Below are 25,027 nucleotides of genomic sequence, written 5' to 3'. Positions count from 1 at the left end.
AGGTTCAAATTATGTCAGCAGAAAAAATTGTTAAAACACAAGATGGGTTACAAGTTCCAAATGAACCTATTATTCCATTTATTATTGGGGATGGTATTGGACCAGATATATGGAAAGCAGCTAGCCGCGTGATTGATGCCGCAGTTGAGAAAGCTTATAACGGTGAAAAACAAATTGTGTGGAAAGAAGTATTAGCTGGGCAAAAGGCTTATGACGAAACAGGAGAATGGCTACCTAGCGAAACTTTAAAAACGATAGAAGAATATTTAATAGCTGTTAAAGGACCATTAACAACACCAATTGGTGGAGGTATTCGTTCACTTAATGTAGCTTTACGTCAACAACTTGATTTATTTACATGTCTCCGCCCAGTTCGTTGGTTTAAAGGAGTACCATCTCCAGTAAAACGACCACAAGATGTAGATATGGTGATTTTTAGAGAAAACACAGAAGATATATACGCTGGAATCGAATTTAAAGAAGGTACTGAAGAAGTTAAGAAAGTGATTGATTTCTTACAAAATGAAATGGGTGCATCGAACATTAGATTTCCTGAAACATCTGGAATTGGTATTAAACCTGTATCAAAAGAAGGTACTGAGCGTTTGGTCAGAGCCGCTATACAATATGCCATTGATAATGGTCGTAAATCTGTCACATTAGTTCATAAAGGTAATATTATGAAATTTACTGAAGGTTCATTTAAACAATGGGGTTATGATTTAGCGCATAATGAATTTGCTGATAAAGTATTTACTTGGCAGCAATATGATGAGATTGTAGAAAATGATGGTAAAGAGGCTGCCAATAAAGCTCAAGAAAGAGCTGAACAACAAGGTAAGATTATCATTAAAGATTCTATTGCGGATATTTTCTTACAACAAATATTAACGCGTCCTGCAGAGCATGATGTTGTTGCTACTATGAATTTAAATGGAGATTATATTTCAGACGCCTTAGCAGCACAAGTTGGTGGTATTGGTATTGCACCAGGTGCTAATATCAACTATGAAACTGGACATGCTATATTTGAGGCTACACATGGTACTGCCCCTAAATATGCAGGATTAAATAAAGTTAATCCATCATCTGAATTATTAAGTTCTGTCTTAATGTTAGAACATCTTGGCTGGCAAGAAGCAGCTGATAAAATTACAGATGCCATTGAGTCAACTATCGCTTCAAAAATAGTAACATATGATTTTGCTCGCTTAATGGATGGTGCAACAGAAGTTTCAACTTCTGAATTTGCTGATGAATTAATTAAAAATTTAAAATAAGACTTGGTTTGTAGATATGAATCGAAATTCATTTATAAAATGAATTTCGATTTTATCTTTTAAATGGGTACATAATCTCTTAATATTAGGTTATATTTAAATTAATGTAAAAATTATGTAAAGTTAATGTTTGATATGTTATTTTTTTTTAAACTTCAGTTATAATGAATGTGAAAATGCAATTACAATATAGGAGGCACATCATGTCACAAAAAATTTTAGTGGTAGATGACGAGCAATCAATCGTAACATTACTAAAATACAACTTAGAAACGGCAGGATATATCGTCGAAGTCGCATATGACGGTGAAGAAGCACTAGAAAAGGTAGAAAAAGTACAACCAGATTTAATTGTACTGGATGTTATGTTACCTAAAAAAGATGGAATTGAAGTATGTAAGACGATTCGTTCAGACAAAAACTTAGTTCCTATTTTAATGTTAACAGCTAAAGATGATGAATTCGATCGTGTTTTAGGCTTGGAATTAGGCGCTGATGATTATATGACAAAACCGTTTTCACCTAGAGAAGTAGTTGCAAGGGTTAAAGCAATTTTAAGACGTTCTCAGTTTGTTAATGAAGCTGCAAATGATGCAGCAAACGAAGAAGATATTTTAATTGAAAATATACGCATTCGTCCAGAATTTTTTGAAGTTTATAAAGATGATGAATTATTAGAACTGACACCTAAAGAATTTGAACTTTTACTCTACCTTATTGAACGACAAGGAAGAGTTATTACTAGAGAACACATGCTTAATTCAGTTTGGAATTATGAATTTGCTGGTGATTCTAGAATTGTGGATGTACATATTAGTCATTTAAGAGATAAATTAGAAGAAAATCCTAAACAACCAAAATTGATTAAGACGGTTAGAGGTTTAGGTTATAAATTGGAGCGTCCTAAAGCTTAATGCTTAAATTTCATCAACGGTTACTCTTACTATTATGTACAATAACAATAATAAGTTTTATCGGATTAGGCGCTATTATGCATCATTCAATATATCAGACGCTCACGGACAAAAAAGTTGCTGATTTAACTAAGAAAACTGAAAACTATTCAAAATTAGAAGAACAAGGTAAAACTGAAGAAATTAAAAATATCGCAAAAAATGAAAACATTTCTGTCAAAATAACAGAGGGAAATAAAATTATATTTGAAACAAAAAGCCATTATGATATTAACCCTGCAATTGATAATGCAGCTAATCCATCTAATATTATTTATGACCGCGCTGATGAGGGATACCACTATACTTTTAAAAATAAATTTAGCAATGAGGCTATATACATTAGTGGAATAGATGATGAGATGGTTAATTTACAGAAAGAGCTTTGGAAATATATAGCGTTAATTGGTGTTGTTGTACTTATCGCAATTTATTTAGCAGTTAGAAGTATTAAACGTACATATATTAGACCGATTAACGAAGTTACATATGCGACCTCGTTACTCGCTGATGGATATTATCATGTTCGAGTACCTGAAAGTAACGTCAAAGAAACAAAGGCGTTGTTTGTTACAACAAATGAACTTGCACGCCGTTTACAAAAATTAAATAATAAACAAAAAATCCAATCAAACCGTTTAAAAACTACATTAGAAAATATACCAAGTTCTGTATTAATGATTGATAAGTATGGTGAAATTGTTGTAGCCAATCATTCATATTATGAAGTTTTTGGTTTAGAAGAAAAGGTTGAAAACAAGGATTATAATGATTTTATTGATGATAAGATAAAACAACTGATTCTAGAAGCATTTAAAACCGAAAAAAGCATGTATAATCAAGTTGAAGTTAATATCAATAATGTACATCATAAATATTTTGATGTTTCTTGCGTGCCAATTCTGTCAAAATCTAAAAAACATTTGCAAGGTATGGTAGTTGTTTTACATGATATAACTAACTTAAAGAAATTGGAAAATTTAAGACGAGAATTTGTTGCTAATGTATCACATGAGCTTAAGACTCCAATCACTTCTATTAAAGGTTTTGCTGAAACATTGATAGAAGGTGCAAAAGATGACGTGGCATCTTTAGATATGTTTTTAAATATTATTTTAAAAGAATCTAATCGAATCGAGTCTTTAGTTATGGATTTATTAGATTTGTCACATATAGAACAACAACGTGAATTAGAGACAGCGTATGTCAATTTATCGGAACTTGCACACAATACTGTAGATAACTTACAAAATCAGGCGAAAGACAAAAATATCGAAATTATAGATGAAATTAGCCCAGATATTATTTTCAAAGCGAATAAAAATAAAATTGCACAAGTCATTACGAACTTGCTATCAAATGCTATTAACTATTCTTTGGAGAATAATCGAGTTATTGTGCGAGTTTATCGTCAACAATCAAAAGTATATTTAGAAATACAAGATTTTGGTATTGGTATTAGTAAAGAAGAACAAAAGCATATTTTCGAACGCTTTTACCGTGTTGATAAAGCAAGAAGTCGAGATTCAGGTGGTACAGGCTTAGGTTTATCAATTACGAAGCATATTGTTGAAGCACACCATGGTGTCATTAGTGTCAAGAGTGAACCGAATAAAGGATCAACATTCAAAGTAACTTTTACAGATAATTATAGTAATAACGAAGTATAAAATTATTCATACATTCAATAGATATTATTTTAAACTGACGACAAAACTTAGAACTTGTCGTCAGTTTTTTGCGTATTTCAATTTTCAAATGAAGGGAGAACTAAAGGTAGTTAAAAGAAAATGGAACGCCTTTGCAGAGCAAATGCATAAGTTCCACTAGCCCAAAGACAGTGGAACTATAAAACTCGCCATGCTCGTTAAGTGCAATAAAGGAATACCTGAGCTGAAGCTCATGGAGAAAATGGAACGCCTTTGCAGAGCAAATGCATAAGTTCCACTAGCCCAAAGACAGTGGAACTATAAAACTCGCCATGCTCGTTAAGTGCTTCTTTATATGCTAGAATATAGGTAAATATGGTCTGGAGGTTTGATTGTGGATAAATTAGTTTTAATTGATGGAAATAGTTTGAGTTTCAGGGCATTTTACGCTTTGCCTTTGCTGTCGAATAAGGCTGGTATTCATACAAATGCAATATATGGCTTTGCTATGTTACTAGAGAAAATATTGAAAGAAGAGCAACCTAATCATTTTTTAGTAGCATTTGATGCAGGTAAGACGACTTTCAGACACGAAAAATATAGTGAATATAAAGGTGGGAGACAAAGTACGCCTCCAGAATTAAGTGAACAATTCCCATATATTCGACAGTTATTAGATGCATATCATATTAAGTATTATGAATTAGAAAATTATGAGGCTGATGATATTATTGGTACGTTGAGCAAACAAGCTGAAGCGTCAGGGTTAGAAACGATTATTATTACAGGAGATCGTGATTTAACACAATTAGCAACGGACCATGTAACAATTTATTACACGAAAAAAGGGGTTACTGATGTAGATCATTACACACCAGAATTCATTGCTGAAAAATATAATGGATTGTTACCAAAACAAATTATTGATATGAAAGGTCTTATGGGAGATACTTCTGATAATATACCTGGAGTAGCTGGTGTTGGAGAAAAAACGGCAATTAAGTTACTTAACCAGTTTCATTCTGTTGAAGGTGTGTATAATCATCTTGATGAAGTTTCTGGAAAAAAACTTAAGGAAAACCTTGAGAATAGTAAAGCCGATGCGTTTATGAGTAAAGATTTAGCTACAATTAATTGTGACAGCCCTATAAAAGTGAATCTTAAAGATACAATTATGGGCGATTTAAATGATAATAAAGATAAAATTGAGCTTTTCCAAAAATTAGAATTTAAACAATTACTTAATGATATAGACAGTAGTGCTAGTGAAAATAACAGTGAAACTGAACACAATTTTGAAGTGATCCATCATTTTGATAATATAAATTTTAAAAAGCTAGATAATGCAATCATACATTTTGAAATTGATGGTAGTAATTATTTAAAGGATAAAATTTTAAAGTTTGGATTATATGCACAAAATCAATATATCGTTATTTCGGCTGAGGATATCCATCAATATACTGAACTCATTGAGTGGTTAGAAAATGATCATAATAATAAAATTGTTTTTGATGCTAAAAAGACTTATGTTGCTGCACATCGTTTAGAAATTAATCTGCAGCATATTGATTTTGATGTTATGTTAGCAAGTTATATTATTGATCCATCTCGTACTATAGAAGATGTTCAATCCGTAGTAAGTTATTATAATCAAAATTTTGTCAAAAGTGATATTGCTGTATATGGTAAAGGGAAAAAACGACAAGTTCCACTAGATGATGTGTTGGAAGTGCATATCGCTGCCATTATGCAAGCCATTTATAATTGTAAACCATTAATGTCAGACATTCTGTCAGACCATAATCAAATGGACTTGTTGAATAATTTAGAGTTGCCATTAGCGAGAATACTTGCTGACATGGAAGAAACAGGTATTTATACAGACGTAAATGATCTTAAGAAAATGCAAAACGAGCTTCAAGAAAAATTGGATAATCTTGTTTCAGAAATATATGAAGCAGCAGGTGAATCATTTAATATTAATTCACCTAAACAATTGGGCATTGTTTTATTTGAAACATTAAAATTACCTATTATTAAAAAAACAAAGACGGGTTATTCTACTGCGGTTGATGTACTTGAACAGTTACAAGGTAAACATCCTATTATTGATTACATTCTTGAGTATCGACAGTTGTCAAAATTACAATCAACATATGTAGAAGGCTTGCAAAAAGTCATAAGTGACGATCAACGTATCCATACGCGTTTTAATCAGACATTAGCGCAAACTGGACGTCTTTCATCAATTGATCCGAATTTACAAAATATACCGATTCGTCTTGAGGAAGGTCGTAAAATTCGTAAAGCCTTTAAACCAACGTCAGATGATTATGTTATTTTATCTGCGGATTATTCTCAAATTGAACTTCGTGTATTAGCACATATGACTCAAGATGAAAGTTTAAAAGAAGCTTTTATACATGGAGACGACATTCATGCTGCTACTGCTATGAAAGTGTTTGGAGTTGAAAAAGATCAAGTTAATGATTTAATGCGTAGACAAGCAAAAGCGGTTAATTTTGGCATTGTTTATGGTATAAGTGATTATGGTCTTAGCCAAAATTTAGGTATTACACGTAAAAAAGCAAAAGCTTTTATTGATGATTATTTGGCTAGTTTTCCAGGTGTTAAACAATATATGACCGATATTGTTAAAGATGCAAAAGCCAATGGTTATGTTGAAACGTTATTACATCGACGCCGTTATATTCCAGATATTACGAGCCGCAACTTTAATTTAAGAAGTTTTGCTGAAAGAACAGCCATGAATACGCCTATTCAAGGTAGTGCTGCAGATATTATTAAATTGGCAATGGTACAATTTGATAAAAATGTAAGAGAAACAAACTATCATGCCAAATTATTACTTCAAGTGCATGATGAATTAATATTTGAAGTTCCAAAGTCTGAGGTACAAGATTTTAGTGAATTTGTTGAAGAAATTATGGATAATGCATTAACACTTGCTGTCCCATTGCTTGTAGATTCTAGCTATGGAGCTACATGGTATGATGCTAAATAGAAAGAGGAAATAAAGTATGCCAGAATTACCAGAAGTTGAACATGTTAAAAGAGGTATTGAACCTTTTATAATTAACACGATTATAAAATCAGTAACATTTTCTTCAAAAGTCATTGACGGCAAGTCAGACGGTAAAGAAACAATCATTAAAGGGATTAATCTTGATGGTTTTAGGCAGTTTACAGAGGGTTATAAAATATATAAAGTAGAGCGACGCAGTAAATACATTAATATTTATATTGAAAAGAATCAGGAGTGCCGTGTATTGATTAGTCATTTAGGAATGGCAGGTGGTTTTTTTATCGTAAATCATTTAGATGAGATACATGCTCCAAACTATAGAAAACATTGGCATGTTATTTTTCATTTAAGTAATGGTAAATTACTTGTTTATTCAGATATTCGACGTTTTGGTGAAATTAGAAATGTACAAGCACTAAATAATTACGCATCGTTCAAAAATATGGCGCCCGAACCTTTTGACGAAAGCGCATTAGATCATTATTTGACTTATTTAAACCAACCTAAAGTACAGCACAAACCTATTAAACAATTAATCCTTGATCATAAAGTTATTGCAGGTTGTGGGAATATCTATGCTTGTGAGGCATTATATAGATCTGCAATACATCCCGCCACTGAAGTGCAAAGCTTAAATCAGCAAGCAAGACAAAATCTTTTTTTAGAAGTTCAAGCCGTTTTGAATGAGGGTATTGAGTATGGCGGAACGAGTATCTCGGATTATCGTCATGCAGATGGTAAGACAGGCACGATGCAGTTACGCTTAAATGTATATAAACAACAGCAATGTAAAAAATGTGGACATAAAATAGAACAGCAAGTGATTGCTACACGTAATAGTCATTTTTGTCCGGTTTGTCAAAAATAATGAAAGAGTGAGTTTATGCCAAAAGTAATAGGACTAACAGGTGGGATAGCCACTGGTAAATCAACAGTATCAGAATTACTTACAGCCTATGGATTTAAAGTCGTAGATGCAGATATTGCAGCTCGAGAAGCAGTTAAAAAAGGTTCTGCTGGATTGGAGCAAATCCGCCAAACATTTGGGAACGAAGCCATTAATGATGATGGTGAAATGAATCGTCAATATATGGGTCAACTCGTGTTTAATCACCCTGATAAAAGAACAGAATTAAATGAAATTGTACATCCTATCGTGCATCAACTAATGGATAAAGAAAAATCACACTACCTTAATCAAGGTTATAATGTGGTGATGGACATTCCGTTACTTTTTGAAAATGAATTAGAAGATACGGTAGATGAAGTTTGGTTAGTATATACTTCAGAAAGTATTCAGATTGACCGGTTAATGGAAAGAAATAATTTAAGTTTGGAAGAAGCCAAAGCACGCGTATATAGTCAAATTTCTATTGATAAAAAAAGTAGAATGGCTGATATAGTAATAGATAATTTGGGGGATAAATTAGAATTAAAACAAAACGTAGAACACATTTTGACTGATCAAGGATATATAAATCAAGAATAAATATAGAGGAACCTTTTACATACATTTGTAAAAGGTTTTTTATATAAAAAATTTCTAAAAACTAAAAGTAAACGCTTCCAATGAAGATAAATTATGTTATACTAATTGCATAAAGTATAACATAAAGAATATAAGGGGTGCTTTTAATGTCAACGAATATTGCAATTAATGGAATGGGTAGAATTGGAAGAATGGTGCTAAGAATAGCACTAAAGAATGAGGCATTGAATGTAGTTGCCATCAATGCTAGCTATCCTCCTGAAACAATTGCACATTTAATTAATTATGACACAACACATGGGAGATACGATAAAAGAGTAGAACCTATTGAAAGTGGAATTCGAGTGGAAGGCCATGATATTAAATTAGTGTCTGATAGAAACCCAGAAAATTTACCCTGGAAAGATTTAGAAATAGATATCGTCATTGAAGCGACCGGTAAATTTAACCATGGTGATAAAGCTAAGGCACATATTCAAGCAGGAGCTAAAAAAGTGTTATTGACAGGACCATCAAAAGGCGGAAAAGTACAGATGGTGGTTAAAGGTGTTAACGATCAAGACTTAGATACAGATACATATGACATATTTAGTAATGCGTCGTGTACTACGAATTGTATCGGACCAGTTGCAAAAGTTTTAAATGATAGTTTTGGCATTGAAAATGGCTTAATGACAACGGTACATGCAATTACAAATGATCAAAATAATATAGATAATCCGCATAAAGATTTGAGAAGAGCGCGTTCTTGTGGGGAAAGTATTATACCAACATCAACAGGTGCTGCTAAAGCATTAAAAGAAGTTATGCCAGAATTGGATGGCAAACTACACGGCATAGCACTTCGTGTGCCAACTCAAAATGTATCATTAGTTGATTTAGTCGTTGATTTAAAACAAAAAGTGACAGTAGATGAAGTTAATCATGCATTTAGAGATGCAAACTTACAAGGAATTATTGATGTTGAAGAGGCCCCTCTAGTTTCTAAGGACTATAATACAAATCCTCATTCAGCAGTTATAGATGCTAAAAATACAATGGTCATGGGAGATAATAAGGTTAAAGTTATAGCCTGGTATGATAACGAATGGGGATATTCTAATAGAGTAGTTGAGGTAGCAAATCAACTTGGAGAACTAATTAAATAAACAATTTATTACTGCATCAATACGAGGTAAGTTGGAAACTTACCTCGTTTTATATTTTAAGTCTTAACAGAAATAGAACAAGTATATTGTAAACTTAAAAATGTTTAAGGTTTACAATATTGATATCAAAGACTAAGATATAACTATATTGAAAGCAGAAAGGTATGTGGGGAAATGAACTTAGCAAATCAAATTATTAACGGGAAATATTTAACTCAGGCTGAGTGCTTAAAAATTTACAGGGATGCTTCTTTAGCTACATTAGATTTAGTGCATGAAGCTTATTTAATTAGACGACATTATTTCGGTCATAAAGTCAAACTAAATATGATTTTGAATGCAAAAAGTGGAATTTGTTCTGAAGATTGTGGCTATTGTGGTCAATCTAGAGAGATGAAGCACAAACAACGATACGCCTTGGTGTCAAATGAAACAATATGTAAGGGCGCAGATGTTGCTTCAAATAATAAAATTGGTACGTATTGTATTGTTATGAGTGGTAGAGGACCAAGTGACAAAGAAGTAGAACATATTACAAAAACGGTAAAAGATATAAAAAAGGATCATCCACAATTAAAAATTTGTGCCTGTCTTGGATTGGCTAACGAAGAGCAGGCAGAAAAATTAAAAGCTGCTGGAGTTGATCGCTATAATCATAATATTAATACTAGCGAGTCGTATCATGGGCAAGTTGTTTCAACACATACATATAATGAACGTATACAAACGTTATCATATATGAAAGAACATCATATTTCACCATGTTCAGGCGTAATATGTGGTATGGGTGAAAGCGATGAAGACATAATTGATATGGCTTTCGCATTGAAAAAAATAGATGCTGATAGTATTCCAGTGAATTTTTTACATCCGATACAAGGAACAAAATTTGGTAGTATGGATGATTTAACGCCTATGAAGTGTTTAAGAATATTATCTATATTCCGCTTAATAAACCCAACAAAAGAAATTCGTGTTGCAGGTGGCCGTGAAGTAAATTTGCGATCATTGCAACCACTTGCATTACAAATTGCAAACTCGATATTTGTAGGTGACTATTTAATTACCGGTGGTCAACCAAATGAGTTAGATTATCAAATGCTCGAAGATCTAGGTTTTGAAATTGATTATGGCAATGACGATGAAATTACTTTTAGTCATCCACAATTCAAATCAAAGTAAATACAGAAAAAACAACGTTACAATTCAACAAGCAACATCAATTAAAAAATATTTAATATATTGTTCTACTATTGAGAATAAGTAATATTTATTATGGAGGGGCAAACTGTAAAGTAAAGCCATAATTGAATAATTTTTCTTGAAAAAAGTAAAATAGAAAAGGTTTTATAAATATATAAGACTAGCGTGTATAAAAAAGTTATGTTAAATTGCTATTTGTTAAAATTCTGTATGGATTCAATGAACATGTCACTGCTTTTGTCAAAATAGAAAATATAGTATAATGAAGCATAATCTAATCAAGAGGGTGATATAAATGAAATGCCCAAAATGTAGCTCTACACATTCAAAAGTTGTTGATTCAAGACATGCAGATGAAGCAAATGCAATTCGTCGCCGCCGTGAATGCGAGAAATGCGGCACGCGTTTTACTACTTTTGAACACATAGAAGTGAGCCCATTAATCGTTGTTAAAAAAGATGGTACACGTGAACAATTTTTAAGAGAAAAAATATTAAACGGTTTGGTAAGATCTTGTGAAAAAAGACCTGTGCGTTATCAACAATTAGAAGATATTACAAACAAAGTAGAATGGCAATTGCGTGATGAGGGTCACACTGAAATTTCTTCGAGAGATATTGGGGAACATGTAATGAATTTACTTATGCATGTCGATCAAGTTTCTTATGTCAGATTCGCATCCGTATATAAAGAATTTAAAGATGTTGATCAGCTTCTAGCTTCCATGCAAGGTATCTTAAATGATAATAAACGGAGTGACTCTTAAATGACCATGCAAGCTTACCAATTTGATTTAAGACCAAGAGACAGTTTTGAAGTTATTCGTCATTTTGAGCTTAGTCAGGCTCACTTAGAAATATTAAATCGATTATATGCTCCATTGATTGGTACGCATGCCATTGGTTTATACCATTATTTAAATCAGTTTGTATCTGAAAATAATCAGGAATTGCTAACGCATTATACCATTATGAATGAGTTAAAGGTTAATTTATTAGATTTTAGAAAGACAATGGATTATTTAGAGGGGATTGGCTTGCTTAAATCTTTTGTGCGCCATCAATCTGATAATTCAAATTTTATCTATGAACTAATACAACCACCTACAGCTTATCAATTTTTTAATGATCCTATGCTGTCAGTTTTTTTATTTAGTGAAGTCGATAAAAAGCGCTTTGTACAGTTAAAACAATATTTTGAGCAAGATAGAAAAGATTTAACAAATTATCAAAATATTACGCACAAATTTACTGAAGTTTTTAAAATGCCTAATAAAGATATTAAAATTGATAGTCAAAACATTAAATCATCTCAATATTATAAAGGTCTTGATTTGTCTAATGAGCACTTTGATTTCGAATTACTTAAAGAGTTACTTCAACATCATTTTATTAGTAGTGAAATAGTTACAGATGAAGCTAAAGCTTTAATCTTACAATTGGCTACTTTATACGGTTTAACCGTTGAGGCAATGAAACGCATGATTTTAAACTCAATTACAAGTGCACAAACTTTATCGTTTGAAGAGTTACGCAAACAAGCAAGATCATATTATTTAATTGAGCATGAACAGCAATTGCCTAAATTAGCGATAAATGCTGATAAATATTATGATTCTGAGAGCCAACATACGCGTGATAACTCGACTAATACAAAACAAGACGAGTGGCTATCTAGTTTAGATAATATAAGCCCAGTTGATATGCTCTCCTCATGGTCGGGTTCAGAACCGACTCATCAACAAAAGCTGATGATAGAAGAATTGGTTAGTAGAGAAAAACTACCGTTAGGCGTCATAAATATATTATTACAATTTGTGATGTTAAAAAACGAAATGATGTTGCCTAAAAAATATATATTTGAAGTTGCTTCTAATTGGAAAAAATTAGGCATTTCAAATGCAAAAGAAGCATACGAACGAGCACTAAAAATGAATGAACCAAAACAAGTAGAGCGAAAACCTCAAAATGCAAAGAATCGTTATTATGGAAAACAAATTGTTTCTAGAGAGAAAACACCGAAGTGGCTGGAAAACAGAGACACTGCTAAAAGACAAGAGAAAATAAAGAAAAAAGATGACAATTTGGAGAAAGATAGACAACAATTCCTAGAGCAATTAAAAAAAGATTGGGGTGATGATTAATGAAAAGCTTTAAAAATATTATGGGATCAGATTCAAATTTAGAACAGCGTATTTCACAAATCAAGCAACAAGTTATTAACAATCCAGATGTTAAGCAATTTTTAACTATGCACCAAAGTGAATTAACAAATGCCATGATTGATCGTGATTTAAATGTATTGCAAGAATTTAAAGACCAGCAAAAGCATTATGATGGTCATGATTATCATTCATGTCCCAACTTTGTTAAAGGACACATACCTGAACTTTATGTTGAAGATGAACGCATAAAAATAAAATATTTACCATGTCCTTGTAAAATTAAATACGATGAAGCGCGTTTTGATAGCCAACTAGTTACTTCCCACCATATGCAGCGTGACACACTTAATGCAAAGTTAAATGATATATTTACTGAAGATCGAGATCGATTAGAAATAGCGATAAAAGCTAATCACATATGTAAAAGTATTATTAATGGTAAAAGTGTCAAAGGCTTATACATTTATGGACCATTTGGAACAGGAAAATCGTTTATTTTAGGTGCGATGGCTAATCAGTTAAAATCACAAAAAGTTGCCTCAACTATCGTATATTTGCCTGAATATATTAGAAGCTTAAAGAATGGTTTTAAAGACGGCAGTTACGAACAACGATTAGCTCGAATTAGAGAAGCTGGAATATTAATGTTAGATGATATAGGTGCTGAAGAAGTAACTCCATGGGTTAGAGATGAAATTATTGGACCTTTATTACATTATCGTATGGTTCAAGAATTGCCAACTTTCTTTAGTTCTAATTTAAGCTTTGAAGAATTGGAACATCATTTGTCTATAACACGTGAAGGGGCAGAAAAAACAAAAGCTGCAAGGATTATAGAGCGTATAAAAAGCTTAGCTGATGATGTATATTTAGAAGGAAAAAATTATAGAAACAATTGATATTTTAAATATGTGTTGTATAATGAACGTAAATCTATATCGTTGAAATTTTTGAAGATATGACATGTTAAGGGTATTATTTAGAAAGCCATTGGTTGATGAAAAATGGTTAATAACTTTTCGTGTTACTCCTTCATTTGTAGACATTTGTAATGAGTGTCCGGCTCAAGACCGTTATCTTATGTAGAGGTAGAGTGATGATATATTCATATAAGTACTTTAAGATATATGAAATTTCATTACTTAATTAGGGTGGCATCGCGATAATCTCGTCCCTTTGTTGGGATGGGATTTTTATTTTGCTGCTATATATAATAAAGAATCAACGATACTAGTTCATATTTTAGGAGGATGTTAGTATGACCAAAATAAATATTCAATTTCCTGACGGTAATAAGAAGGCTTTCGATAAAGGTATTACTACTGAAGAAATTGCACAGTCAATTAGTCCTGGATTACGTAAAAAAGCTGTAGCTGGTAAGTTTAATCAGCAACTCATTGACTTAGCACGACCACTTAAAGAAGATGGAGAAATCGAAATTGTTACTCCTGGTAGTGAAGAAGCATTAGAAGTGTTAAGACATTCAACAGCACATTTAATGGCAAATGCATTAAAACGTTTATATGGAAATGTACAATTTGGAGTTGGTCCGGTTATTGAAGGCGGGTTCTATTATGACTTTGATATGGAAAATAAAATTTCCTCAGACGATTTTGAAAAGATTGAAAAAATGATGAAACAAATCGTTAATGAAAATCATAAAATTGAACGTAAGGTTGTTTCTAGAGAAGAAGCTAAAGAATTCTTTAAGGATGACCCTTATAAATTAGAATTAATTGATGCAATTCCTCAAGATGAGATGGTCACATTGTATTCACAAGGCGACTTCACAGATTTATGTCGTGGGGTACATGTACCTTCAACAGCAAAAATCAAAGAATTTAAGTTATTATCTACTGCAGGGGCATATTGGCGTGGAGATAGCAATAATAAAATGCTTCAACGTATATATGGAACTGCTTTCTTCGACAAAAAAGACTTAAAAGCACATTTACAATTACTTGAAGAACGTCGTGAACGTGATCATCGTAAGATTGGTAAAGATTTAGAGTTGTTTACAAATAATCAGTTAGTTGGTGCTGGATTACCTCTTTGGTTGCCAAACGGTGCGACAATACGACGTGAAATTGAGCGCTATATCGTTGATAAAGAAGTTAGTATGGGATATGACCATGTTTATACACCTGTTTTAGCAAATGTCGATTTATATAGAACTTCTGGTCATTGGGCTCATTATAGAGATGATATGTTTCCACCGATGAAATTAGATGAAAATGAAGAAATGGTATTACGTCCAATGAATTGTCCTCATCATATGATGATTTATAAAAATAAACCACATTCTTATCGTGAGTTACCAATCCGTCTTGCTGAATTAGGCACAATGCATCGTTATGAAGCAAGCGGTGCAGTATCAGGCCTACAGCGTGTTAGAGGTATGACTTTAAATGACTCACATATTTTTGTTAGACCTGACCAAATTAAGGATGAATTTAAGCGTGTAGTTCATATGATTCAAGATGTATATAAAGACTTTGGATTTGAAGATTATACATTCCGCTTAAGTTACAGAGACCCTGAAGATAAAGAGAAGTATATGGATGACGATGATATGTGGAATAAAGCAGAGTCAATGTTAAAAGAAGCAGTTGATGAGCTTGGTTTGCCTTATGTTGAAGCAATAGGTGAAGCGGCATTTTATGGTCCTAAACTAGATGTTCAGGTTAAAACTGCTATGGGCAAAGAAGAAACATTATCAACAGCACAACTGGACTTTTTATTGCCAGAGCGCTTTGAATTAACTTATATTGGTAGTGATGGTGAGTATCATAGACCAGTAGTGATACATCGTGGCGTTGTATCTACGATGGAACGTTTTGTCGCTTTCTTAACAGAAGAAACAAAAGGCGCTTTTCCAACATGGTTGGCACCTAAGCAAGTTGAAATTATTCCAGTCAATGTTGATTTACATTATGACTATGCAAGAAACTTGCAAGATGAATTAAAATCCCAAGGTGTACGAGTTGAAATTGATGATCGCAATGAAAAAATGGGTTATAAAATACGTGAAGCACAAATGCAGAAAATTCCATATCAAATTGTTGTCGGTGATAAAGAGGTTGAGAATAACCAAGTTAATGTTCGTCAATACGGCTCTCAAGATCAACAGACGCTTGAAAGGGACGAATTTATATGGAATTTAGTTGATGAAATCAGACTAAAAAAACATAGATAGTCTTGTAATATAGTAGGAATTAATGTATATTCATTATATAAAATTTTAAATTTGAGTTAGAGGTTGCAACTTTAATAAGTAACTTATCTATAGTTTTTATGGGACGCATATAGGTGAGTGAAAGGTAATGTTGCCGAAGCAAATGTTTATCCATAATAAATGTTTGTTGGGACAGTTATCGAATAGATACTGTACTGTCACAATATGTGATGTGCTACCAATATAGAAAAAATGGTTGTATATCTCTTATAGATATGTAACCATTTTTTATGCTTTAACATCGATTCGTTTGATAAAAAGAAAAGGACGCGATAAAACACTTGTAAAACAATAATAATTTCTCAACGGAAATTTTTGTGTATTTGACGATATAAAGATACGTTCATCATGTGTTTTGTCCCTTATCTACAATTGAAAAACGGGTGTATTTAGCTAGCCTCTACGTAAAAGAAAGGGAGCTTTTATGTCTAAGATTGAAAGTCAAAATGGCGGTATTATACGAGGATTAAAAGACCGTCATATTTCTATGATTGCTATGGGAGGGTGTATTGGTACAGGACTGTTTATGACTTCTGGTGGTGCCATACACGATGCAGGTGCGCTTGGCGCATTGATAGCATATGCAATTATTGGTATTATGGTATTTTTCTTAATGACTTCTTTAGGAGAGATGGCAACATACTTACCTGTCTCAGGTTCATTTAGTACTTATGCAACGCGCTTTGTAGATCCTTCATTAGGTTTTGCATTAGGTTGGAATTATTGGTTTAACTGGGTTATTACGGTTGCTGCGGATGTAACTATTGCCGCGCAAGTTATTCAATATTGGACACCAATGGCAGGGATACCTGCATGGCTATGGAGCTGTATCTTTTTAGTCATCATATTCTCATTGAATTCATTATCTGTAAGAATCTATGGTGAGAGTGAATACTGGTTCGCTTTAATTAAAGTTGTTACGGTTATTATTTTCATTGCTATAGGTCTTCTAACTATTATTGGAATAATGGGTGGTAAATTTGTTGGCTTTGAAACATTTACTAAAGGCGAAGGACCTATACTTGGTGGGAATTTCGGCGGAAGCTTGCTATCTATATTAGGTGTGTTCTTAGTAGCAGGTTTTTCATTCCAAGGTACAGAACTTATAGGGATTACTGCTGGAGAATCTGAAAATCCAGAGCGTGCCGTGCCAAAGGCGATTAAACAAGTGTTTTGGAGAATATTGTTATTTTATATTTTAGCAATTTTTGTTATTGGAATGTTAATACCTTATGATAGTAATGCCTTAATGGGCGGAGATAATAGCATTGCCACTTCTCCATTTACATTAGTTTTTAAAAATGCTGGATTAGCTTTTGCCGCATCATTTATGAATGCAGTTATTTTAACTTCAGTATTATCCGCTGGTAACTCTGGAATGTATGCATCAACAAGAATGCTTTATTCAATGAGTAAAGATAAATTAGCATTCCCGATTTTCGGGAAAACTAATAAATATGGTGTGCCATATTTATCTTTATTACTCACAGCAATATTAGTGATTATTATCTTTTTAGTTCAAAAGGTTAGTGGCAATGCATATGAATATATCGTTGCGGCAAGTGGCATGACTGGTTTTATCGCATGGGTAGGTATTGCTGTAAGTCACTATCGATTTAGACGTGCATTCCAACGACAACACCATAATAAAAAAGAATTAAAATACAAAGCTAAATGGTTCCCATTTGGACCTATTTTTGCTGGTATTCTATGCGTTATTGTTATCATAGGTCAAGATGTGGATTTCATTAAAACTGGTGAATTTGATTTAAATCGCTTTGTTATTACTTATATGGGTATTCCGGTATTCTTAGTGTTCTTTATCTATCATAAATTAAGATACAAAACCAAAAAGATTCCACTAGAAGAAGTTGATTTAAGACAAGATGTTCACATGAATGAAATAAAACACCATTAATTTATAAAAGTAATTGACTTAATCATATAATGTTGTTATGATTGTATACGTTGAATACGAAACGTACCAAGTAGAAACACCCGTTTCTCACCTGTAGCGACGCATCAAGCTGTTGGCAGGTTAACATGACAGGCATTATTATGTCAGATTAAAGAGCGGGTATGCTATACCTGCTCTTTTTTGCTTGGAAAATTTCGTAAAATTTTGGGAGGTGTCAATCATAGCAAAAGATCAAACTCAAATTAATGAGAAAATTCGTGCTAAAGAATTACGTTTAATCGGACAAGATGGTGAGCAAATTGGAGTGAAATCTAAACGTGAAGCGTTAGAAATGGCTGAACGCGTAGAATTAGATTTGGTTGTAGTAGCTCCAAATGCTAAACCGCCTGTTGCAAGAATAATGGATTATGGTAAGTATAAATTCGAGCAACAGAAGAAAGAAAAAGAAATGAAGAAAAAACAAAAAGTCATCAATGTTAAAGAAATTCGTCTAAGTCCAACTATTGAGGAACATGATTTCCAAACGAAGTTGAAAAATGGACGTAAGTTCTTAACCAAAGGTGACAAATGTAAGGTTTCAATTCGCTTCAGAGGCCGTGCAATTACACATAAAGAAATTGGTCAACGTGTTCTTGAAAAATTTGCTGACGAGTGTAAAGATATTGCCACTGTTGAACAAAAACCTAAAATGGATGGGCGTCAAATGTTTATCATGTTAGCGCCAGTCAACGAAAAATAATTTAACGATTAGTAGGAGGAAATGGATCATGCCTAAAATGAAAACTCACCGTGGAGCAGCTAAACGTGTTAAAAGAACTGGTTCAGGACAATTAAAACGTTCTAGAGCGTTTACTTCACATTTATTTGCAAATAAAAATACAAAACAAAAACGTCACTTACGTAAAGCAAGATTAGTTTCTAAAAGCGACTTAAAACGCGTAAAACAATTACTTGCATACAAAAAGTAACAACCAATAATGAACATATAGAGTGATTTACTAAGGAGGAATTTAATATGCCACGAGTTAAAGGTGGAACAGTAACAAGAGCGCGTCGTAAAAAAACGATTAAATTAGCTAAAGGTTACTTTGGTTCAAAACATACATTATATAAAGTAGCAAAACAACAAGTTATGAAATCAGGTCAATATGCATTCCGTGACCGTCGTCAACGTAAACGTGATTTCCGTAAATTATGGATCACACGTATCAATGCTGCAGCACGTCAACATGACATGAGTTATTCTCGTTTGATGAATGGCTTAAAAAAAGCTGACATCGATATTAACCGAAAAATGCTTTCTGAAATCGCAATTTCAGATGAAAAAGCTTTTGGCGAATTAGTTTCTAAAGCAAAAGAAGCTTTAAAATAATATTTCAAAAATCCGGGACATAGAGGTATCGGATTAAAACAAAAACGCTAAATTCTATCATGTTTCAATAGAATTTAGCGTTTTTGTAGTTTTTTATAACTTATAGCATGCAGTATTGATTTCAAGAGAAGGATAGAGAGAATTTTAAATCATCTTTATATTATTATTATGAGACTTATGTCCAAGACTCTACACCATTATTCACTTTTCATTACATTGTCAATCATTTTAATAGTTTGCTAAAATGTGAGATAAGAAATATTTAATAAGGAGAAAAACATGTCTAAATTTGATGAACAAATTATTGTAGTTCCTAGATCAATATTATTTGATAATAATAAAAATGCATTTAATGGTTTTTTAACCAAACATGGTAATCAGGGTGAAGAGATATTTAATAAGTTAGACGCTTATGAAGTAAAACGACGTGGTGATATGGAAGAAGATCCAAGTTATAAACAATTAATATCTTACTGCTTACTCGAAAATGAAAATGGTGAAATATTAGTTTATGAACGTTTATCAGGTGGTGGCGAGCAAAGGTTACACGGACAGAGTTCAATTGGCGTAGGTGGTCATATGAATGACGTCGTAGGCGCCGATAATGTCAATGAAGTACTTCGTGTCAATGCACAAAGAGAATTAGAGGAAGAAGTTGGTTTATCATCAGACAAATCGCAGAATATGCAATATATTGGTTTTATTAATGATGATAATAATGAAGTTGGTCGTGTACACATTGGTGTTGTCTTTAAAATTACAGTCAATTCCAATGATGTTGAGGCTAAGGAGACAGACACGTTAAGAATTAAATGGATGGAACAAGGTAAAATAGATAATTATGACGATTTTGAAACTTGGAGTGCTTTAATTCTACAAGATTTGTATTAATTGAGGTGTAAATAAGATGTCCGATGTTATACCTTTTCCTAGATCACAACTAAAGCTAACAAACGAAATTATTGATGCTCATAAAAATAAAAATCATACGTTAGTTTATGATTTATTTGAAACATACGAAGCACATTTTGAACTTGATGAAACGCTGTCTTTGATTAAATGTGAGACATTACTACAGCTAAATGCTTTTTTAGAGCTCAGAGAAGAAACGATTATTTTATTAAAGAAGGGCTTACAAAAGTATGATGAATTAATGATATATTACATTCAAAGTTTAAATGGCTTGGGACAATACTTTGAAGCAGTGGAAGTTATTGATCAAATTATTGATGAAGTAAAACTTCATGAAACAAGGATGGCACTTCATCCTATGCGTGAATTTGCTAAAGCACAATTATTAGAAGATAAACAACGTGTGACGGATATGCTTGGTCGCTTTGAATCATTATCGCGACGTGAGCAATCTCAACTGATATTACAACTTATTGATAATGGACATTATGAATTTAAAGATTCAATTGCTAACATTATTCATTATTATCAAATACCACCACATGTGCTTAGTGTAATGATCGAGTATCTAAGATTTGCGCAATATTCAAAAGAAATTTCTATTCGAAAATATAGTCAAACATTTACAGTCCAACCTAATTTATTACTAGGTTTTGAGCATACATCTATGAAGACACAAGTGATTCCTGAAGTAATGAAAAAACTGGAAGACAATGAATTTAATCTTTTAAATGAAGCAAGACATATTATGAATAATCACACCATTTTACTTTATCCACTTGATATATATGATTTGTATAATAAGCAACAGTGGATAGATGGCTATGTTACTTATTTTAAATCTATGTTTGATTTAAGCCACAACGAAGACAATATGAGTATATTGTGTTTTATTCAGCAATTAGATAAAGATGTGTAGGCTAATCGCTTTTAAATTGAAGATGTATCAGTTAATATAAATTTGTTGTGAAACTACACAAATATGGCTAAACACCAGAATATCAATGTTTGTCTCCATAATTGTCGTATGATATAATGATGGAGTTGAAAAATTAAAAAAGTAAGCATGGAGGTATTTATACATGACAGCAACTTGGGAAAAAAAGGAAGGTAACGAAGGATTATTGACAGTTACAGTTCCTGCAGAAAAAGTAAACAAAGCGTTAGATAAAGCTTTTAAAAAAGTAGTTAAACAAATTAATGTACCTGGTTTCCGTAAAGGAAAAGTACCACGTCCAATCTTTGAACAACGTTTTGGTGTGGAAGCATTATATCAAGATGCAGTAGATATTTTATTACCAGAAGCATATGGTGAAGCCATTGAAGAAACAGGTATCAAACCAGTTGATCAACCTGAAGTAAACGTAACTCAAATTGAAAAAGGCAAAGACTTTGAATTTGAAGCAACTGTTACAGTTGAACCAGAAGTTGAATTAGGTGACTATAAAGGTTTAGAAATTGAAAAGCAAGAAACAGAATTAACAGATGAAGAATTACAAGAGTCTATTGACCATAGTTTGAGTCATTTAGCTGATATGGTAGTTAAAGAAGACGGCGTAGTTGAAAATGGCGATACTGTAAATATTGACTTCTCTGGTTCAGTAGATGGTGAAGCATTTGAAGGTGGACAAGCTGAAAAATACGATCTAGAAATCGGTTCAGGGTCATTTATTCCAGGATTTGAAGAACAATTAGAAGGCTTAAAAACTGGAGAAGAAAAAGACGTTGTTGTTACTTTCCCAGAAGAATATCATGCTGAAGAATTAGCTGGTAAAGAAGCTACATTCAAAACTAAAATCAATGAAATCAAATTTAAAGAAGTTCCAGAATTAGATGATGAAATTGCGAACGAATTAGATTCTGAGGCAAATTCAGTTGATGAGTATAAAGAAAATCTACGCAAGCGTTTAGCTGAACAAAAAGAAACTAACGCTGAAAACGTAGAAAAAGAAGAAGCAATCAACAAAGCAACAGAAAATGCTAAAATTGATATTCCTCAAGCAATGATTAATACTGAATTAGATCGTATGGTTCAAGAATTTGCACAAAGAATTCAGCAACAAGGGTTAGATTTACAAACGTACTTCCAAATTTCTGGTCAAGATGAATCTCAAATGAGAGAACAGATGAAAGGCGATGCAGAACAACGTGTTAAAACAAACTTAACACTTACAGCAATTGCCGATGCTGAAAACATTGAGGTATCTGAAGAAGATATTGATAAAGAATTAGAAAAAATGAGTTCACAATTTAACCTTTCAGTTGAAGATATTAAAAATACATTAGGAAATACAGATATCATCAAAAATGACGTTCGTATTCAAAAAGTGATCGACTTATTACGCGACAACGCAAAATTAGTAGAAGCAAAATCTGAAGACAAAGAATAAACAGCGTCAATGTAACAAATCAAATTGAGATATTTATGTACTCATTATTTCTCAAATTATTATTTTAATAGATAATTGAAGGTAGCAGGTGCATCATTTATGTATCTGCTACTCTACATTTAAGCAGAAGAGTTGTAGAAGTATTAAGTTGCATTGTAAAATGCATTCTAGTATAGTCGTTAGGGAATAGAGGTGTAAAAGGAATGTTTAAATTTAATGAAGACGAAGAAAATTTAAAATGTTCTTTCTGCGGTAAGGATCAAGATCAAGTAAAGAAATTAGTAGCAGGAAGTGGCGTTTATATATGCAATGAGTGTATTGAGTTATGTTCAGAAATTGTTGAAGAAGAGTTAGCACAAACATCTTCGGAAGAATTTACTGAAGTACCTACACCTAAAGAAATCATGGCACATTTAAATGAATATGTTATCGGACAAGAAAAAGCAAAAAAATCATTAGCAGTTGCTGTGTATAATCACTATAAACGTATACAGCAATTAGGTCCAAATGAAGATGAAGTTGAGCTTCAAAAAAGTAACATCGCGTTAATTGGACCAACTGGTAGTGGTAAAACATTGCTCGCACAAACGTTAGCGAAAACATTAAATGTACCATTTGCTATTGCGGATGCAACAAGCTTAACAGAAGCTGGTTATGTGGGCGACGATGTTGAAAATATTTTATTACGCCTTATTCAAGCAGCTGATTTTGATATAGATAAAGCGGAAAAAGGTATTATATATGTCGATGAAATTGATAAGATTGCTCGCAAATCTGAAAACACATCTATCACACGTGATGTCTCAGGTGAAGGAGTACAACAGGCATTGCTAAAAATTTTAGAAGGTACGACTGCAAGTGTACCGCCACAAGGTGGAAGAAAGCATCCAAATCAAGAACTAATTCAAATTGATACGACTAACATACTATTTATTCTTGGTGGTGCTTTTGATGGTATTGAAGAAGTGATTAAACGTCGCCTTGGTGAAAAAGTAATTGGCTTTGCTAGTAATGAAGCTGATAAATATGATGAAGAAGCACTACTTGCACAAATTAGACCAGAAGATTTACAAGCATATGGCTTAATTCCTGAGTTTATTGGGCGTGTGCCAGTTGTAGCAAATTTAGAAACATTAGATGTTAAAGCATTAAAAAATATTTTAACACAACCTAAAAATGCGCTTGTAAAACAATACACTAAAATGCTTGAACTAGATAATGTCGATCTTGAGTTTACGGATGATGCATTGTCTGCAATTAGTGAAAAAGCGATAGAACGGAAAACAGGTGCACGTGGCTTGCGTTCAATTATTGAAGAAGCATTAATCAATATTATGTATGATGTGCCATCAACAGAGAATGTCTTTAAAGTTGTTATTACGTCAGATACAATAAACAATGAAATAGAACCAGAATTATATGACTCAGAAGGACAATTAATTAATAAAAATAAAACTTCAGCTTAAATTAGAAATGAAAGCGAAATGAGAATTTAATTACAATTCCATTTCGCTTTTTATATTATTTCATAATGACAATTTGAGTATGAAAATGATAAAGTAATTTAGGAAAGATTTTTAAATGATAAAGCGAGGATACAATATGAAGATAAATCCCAACAATATTGAGTTATTAATCAGTGCCGTAAAGGAAGAGCAATATCCAGATACTAATCTTTCAGAAATAGCTTTAAGTGGTCGTTCTAATGTTGGAAAATCTACGTTTATCAATAGTATGATTGGTAGAAAAAACATGGCACGCACATCTCAGCAGCCCGGGAAGACTCAAACATTAAACTTTTATAATATTGATCAACAACTCATATTTGTAGATGTACCCGGATATGGCTATGCAAAAGTGAGCAAATCTCAAAGAGAAAAGTTTGGCAAAATGATTGAAGAATATATCACAACTCGTGAAAATTTAAGGCTTGTTATTCAATTGGTTGACTTACGCCATAATCCGACACAAGATGACATATTAATGTACAATTATTTAAAGCATTTTGATATTCCAACGTTAGTTATTTGCACCAAAGAAGATAAAATTCCTAAAGGGAAAGTGCAAAAGCATTTGAAGAATATAAAAGAAAAATTAGATTTAGAAGATGAAGATAATATCATTAGTTATTCTTCAATTAAAAACAGTAGACAACAACAAATATGGAATTTACTTGAACCTTATCTATAAAGATTCACTATATGTTCATCATAAACTATGACAATTTTTTGAAACTAAATTAGAATGTTTCTAAATTATTTAAGC

At 32.5% G+C, this 25,027-nt stretch carries 21 protein-coding genes, 1 riboswitch and 1 other annotated feature; all 21 genes read left to right on the top strand.

The features are described 5' to 3' along the window. The first annotated feature begins 11 nt into the window (after window positions 1–11). On the top strand, window positions 12–1,280 hold the full coding sequence (icd, locus tag HMPREF3267_RS04105) for an NADP-dependent isocitrate dehydrogenase (protein WP_002478051.1): 1,269 nt from the start codon (window positions 12–14) through the stop codon (window positions 1,278–1,280). Window positions 1,281–1,483: 203 nt separating this feature from the next. After that, window positions 1,484–2,194, top strand: coding sequence for a response regulator transcription factor (locus HMPREF3267_RS04100; protein WP_002478052.1), 711 nt, complete (start codon window positions 1,484–1,486; stop codon window positions 2,192–2,194). Then, the gene (gene pnpS / locus HMPREF3267_RS04095) at window positions 2,194–3,903 is read left to right on the top strand and encodes a two-component system histidine kinase PnpS (RefSeq protein WP_002458881.1); all 1,710 of its coding nucleotides are present in this window, start codon (window positions 2,194–2,196) and stop codon (window positions 3,901–3,903) included. The genes HMPREF3267_RS04100 and pnpS overlap by 1 nt, the downstream gene beginning before the upstream one ends. A 373-nt stretch (window positions 3,904–4,276) precedes the next feature. Beyond that, window positions 4,277–6,910: a DNA polymerase I gene (gene polA, locus HMPREF3267_RS04090; RefSeq protein WP_062077725.1), complete on the top strand. Its 2,634-nt coding sequence runs from the start codon at window positions 4,277–4,279 to the stop codon at window positions 6,908–6,910. 16 nt (window positions 6,911–6,926) lie between these two features. Continuing rightward, entirely contained in the window at window positions 6,927–7,799 is an 873-nt protein-coding gene (mutM, locus tag HMPREF3267_RS04085) for a bifunctional DNA-formamidopyrimidine glycosylase/DNA-(apurinic or apyrimidinic site) lyase (protein ID WP_062077723.1), read from the top strand. A gap of 15 nt (window positions 7,800–7,814) precedes the next feature. Continuing rightward, window positions 7,815–8,420, top strand: coding sequence for a dephospho-CoA kinase (gene coaE, locus HMPREF3267_RS04080; protein ID WP_070823832.1), 606 nt, complete (start codon window positions 7,815–7,817; stop codon window positions 8,418–8,420). Window positions 8,421–8,566: 146 nt separating this feature from the next. Then, complete coding sequence (gap, locus tag HMPREF3267_RS04075; RefSeq protein ID WP_062077721.1) at window positions 8,567–9,568, top strand: type I glyceraldehyde-3-phosphate dehydrogenase; 1,002 nt, start codon at window positions 8,567–8,569, stop codon at window positions 9,566–9,568. A 174-nt stretch (window positions 9,569–9,742) separates the two neighbouring features. Further along, window positions 9,743–10,750: a biotin synthase BioB gene (gene bioB / locus HMPREF3267_RS04070; RefSeq protein WP_062077719.1), complete on the top strand. Its 1,008-nt coding sequence runs from the start codon at window positions 9,743–9,745 to the stop codon at window positions 10,748–10,750. 316 nt (window positions 10,751–11,066) lie between these two features. Further along, on the top strand, window positions 11,067–11,537 hold the full coding sequence (gene nrdR / locus HMPREF3267_RS04065) for a transcriptional regulator NrdR (RefSeq protein WP_002458887.1): 471 nt from the start codon (window positions 11,067–11,069) through the stop codon (window positions 11,535–11,537). Continuing rightward, window positions 11,538–12,914, top strand: coding sequence for a replication initiation and membrane attachment family protein (locus HMPREF3267_RS04060; RefSeq protein ID WP_002478057.1), 1,377 nt, complete (start codon window positions 11,538–11,540; stop codon window positions 12,912–12,914). Continuing rightward, window positions 12,914–13,834 carry a primosomal protein DnaI gene (gene dnaI / locus HMPREF3267_RS04055; RefSeq protein ID WP_062077717.1) on the top strand — a complete coding sequence of 307 codons (921 nt, stop codon included), beginning with the start codon at window positions 12,914–12,916 and terminating at the stop codon, window positions 13,832–13,834. The genes HMPREF3267_RS04060 and dnaI overlap by 1 nt, the downstream gene beginning before the upstream one ends. 359 nt (window positions 13,835–14,193) lie before the next feature. Further along, window positions 14,194–16,131 (top strand): threonine--tRNA ligase, encoded by a 1,938-nt coding sequence (thrS, locus tag HMPREF3267_RS04050; RefSeq protein ID WP_062077716.1) that lies wholly within the window; start codon window positions 14,194–14,196, stop codon window positions 16,129–16,131. A gap of 49 nt (window positions 16,132–16,180) precedes the next feature. After that, a riboswitch (Lysine riboswitch) is annotated at window positions 16,181–16,356 on the top strand. Between the two features lie 238 nt (window positions 16,357–16,594). Further along, complete coding sequence (locus HMPREF3267_RS04045; protein WP_002458892.1) at window positions 16,595–18,088, top strand: amino acid permease; 1,494 nt, start codon at window positions 16,595–16,597, stop codon at window positions 18,086–18,088. A 62-nt stretch (window positions 18,089–18,150) separates the two neighbouring features. Further along, window positions 18,151–18,276 (top strand) — a sequence feature (ribosomal protein L20 leader region). 23 nt (window positions 18,277–18,299) lie between these two features. After that, window positions 18,300–18,827 (top strand): translation initiation factor IF-3, encoded by a 528-nt coding sequence (gene infC, locus HMPREF3267_RS04040; protein ID WP_002478060.1) that lies wholly within the window; start codon window positions 18,300–18,302, stop codon window positions 18,825–18,827. A 28-nt stretch (window positions 18,828–18,855) separates the two neighbouring features. Then, window positions 18,856–19,056, top strand: coding sequence for a 50S ribosomal protein L35 (gene rpmI, locus HMPREF3267_RS04035; RefSeq protein WP_002458894.1), 201 nt, complete (start codon window positions 18,856–18,858; stop codon window positions 19,054–19,056). A 47-nt stretch (window positions 19,057–19,103) separates the two neighbouring features. Beyond that, complete coding sequence (gene rplT / locus HMPREF3267_RS04030) at window positions 19,104–19,460, top strand: 50S ribosomal protein L20 (protein WP_002458895.1); 357 nt, start codon at window positions 19,104–19,106, stop codon at window positions 19,458–19,460. A 279-nt stretch (window positions 19,461–19,739) separates the two neighbouring features. Then, a complete protein-coding gene (locus tag HMPREF3267_RS04025) occupies window positions 19,740–20,351 on the top strand; it encodes an NUDIX domain-containing protein (protein ID WP_002478061.1) in 612 nt (203 codons plus the stop codon). Between the two features lie 16 nt (window positions 20,352–20,367). After that, entirely contained in the window at window positions 20,368–21,291 is a 924-nt protein-coding gene (locus HMPREF3267_RS04020) for a hypothetical protein (protein WP_002478062.1), read from the top strand. A 163-nt stretch (window positions 21,292–21,454) separates the two neighbouring features. Continuing rightward, the gene (gene tig / locus HMPREF3267_RS04015) at window positions 21,455–22,762 is read left to right on the top strand and encodes a trigger factor (RefSeq protein WP_002458898.1); all 1,308 of its coding nucleotides are present in this window, start codon (window positions 21,455–21,457) and stop codon (window positions 22,760–22,762) included. 203 nt (window positions 22,763–22,965) lie between these two features. Further along, complete coding sequence (gene clpX / locus HMPREF3267_RS04010) at window positions 22,966–24,228, top strand: ATP-dependent Clp protease ATP-binding subunit ClpX (protein ID WP_002458899.1); 1,263 nt, start codon at window positions 22,966–22,968, stop codon at window positions 24,226–24,228. A 136-nt stretch (window positions 24,229–24,364) separates the two neighbouring features. After that, entirely contained in the window at window positions 24,365–24,952 is a 588-nt protein-coding gene (yihA, locus tag HMPREF3267_RS04005) for a ribosome biogenesis GTP-binding protein YihA/YsxC (protein WP_002478064.1), read from the top strand. The last annotated feature ends 75 nt before the right edge of the window (window positions 24,953–25,027 follow it).

It is taken from the genome of Staphylococcus sp. HMSC62D11 (assembly GCF_001839145.1).
Lineage (GTDB): Bacteria > Bacillota > Bacilli > Staphylococcales > Staphylococcaceae > Staphylococcus > Staphylococcus lugdunensis.
This window is presented reverse-complemented; position numbering and strand designations above follow the sequence as displayed.

Bases quoted from the DNA above. Each gene is read 5' to 3' on its own strand.
- bioB (WP_062077719.1), top strand. From the start codon at position 9,743: ATGAACTTAGCAAATCAAATTATTAACGGGAAATATTTAACTCAGGCT.
- dnaI (WP_062077717.1), top strand. From the start codon at position 12,914: ATGAAAAGCTTTAAAAATATTATGGGATCAGATTCAAATTTAGAACAG.
- nrdR (WP_002458887.1), top strand. From the start codon at position 11,067: ATGAAATGCCCAAAATGTAGCTCTACACATTCAAAAGTTGTTGATTCA.
- rpmI (WP_002458894.1), top strand. From the start codon at position 18,856: ATGCCTAAAATGAAAACTCACCGTGGAGCAGCTAAACGTGTTAAAAGA.
- HMPREF3267_RS04060 (WP_002478057.1), top strand. From the start codon at position 11,538: ATGACCATGCAAGCTTACCAATTTGATTTAAGACCAAGAGACAGTTTT.
- gap (WP_062077721.1), top strand. From the start codon at position 8,567: ATGTCAACGAATATTGCAATTAATGGAATGGGTAGAATTGGAAGAATG.
- mutM (WP_062077723.1), top strand. From the start codon at position 6,927: ATGCCAGAATTACCAGAAGTTGAACATGTTAAAAGAGGTATTGAACCT.
- HMPREF3267_RS04020 (WP_002478062.1), top strand. From the start codon at position 20,368: ATGTCCGATGTTATACCTTTTCCTAGATCACAACTAAAGCTAACAAAC.
- HMPREF3267_RS04100 (WP_002478052.1), top strand. From the start codon at position 1,484: ATGTCACAAAAAATTTTAGTGGTAGATGACGAGCAATCAATCGTAACA.
- HMPREF3267_RS04025 (WP_002478061.1), top strand. From the start codon at position 19,740: ATGTCTAAATTTGATGAACAAATTATTGTAGTTCCTAGATCAATATTA.
- yihA (WP_002478064.1), top strand. From the start codon at position 24,365: ATGAAGATAAATCCCAACAATATTGAGTTATTAATCAGTGCCGTAAAG.
- tig (WP_002458898.1), top strand. From the start codon at position 21,455: ATGACAGCAACTTGGGAAAAAAAGGAAGGTAACGAAGGATTATTGACA.
- clpX (WP_002458899.1), top strand. From the start codon at position 22,966: ATGTTTAAATTTAATGAAGACGAAGAAAATTTAAAATGTTCTTTCTGC.
- rplT (WP_002458895.1), top strand. From the start codon at position 19,104: ATGCCACGAGTTAAAGGTGGAACAGTAACAAGAGCGCGTCGTAAAAAA.
- thrS (WP_062077716.1), top strand. From the start codon at position 14,194: ATGACCAAAATAAATATTCAATTTCCTGACGGTAATAAGAAGGCTTTC.
- coaE (WP_070823832.1), top strand. From the start codon at position 7,815: ATGCCAAAAGTAATAGGACTAACAGGTGGGATAGCCACTGGTAAATCA.
- icd (WP_002478051.1), top strand. From the start codon at position 12: ATGTCAGCAGAAAAAATTGTTAAAACACAAGATGGGTTACAAGTTCCA.
- pnpS (WP_002458881.1), top strand. From the start codon at position 2,194: ATGCTTAAATTTCATCAACGGTTACTCTTACTATTATGTACAATAACA.
- HMPREF3267_RS04045 (WP_002458892.1), top strand. From the start codon at position 16,595: ATGTCTAAGATTGAAAGTCAAAATGGCGGTATTATACGAGGATTAAAA.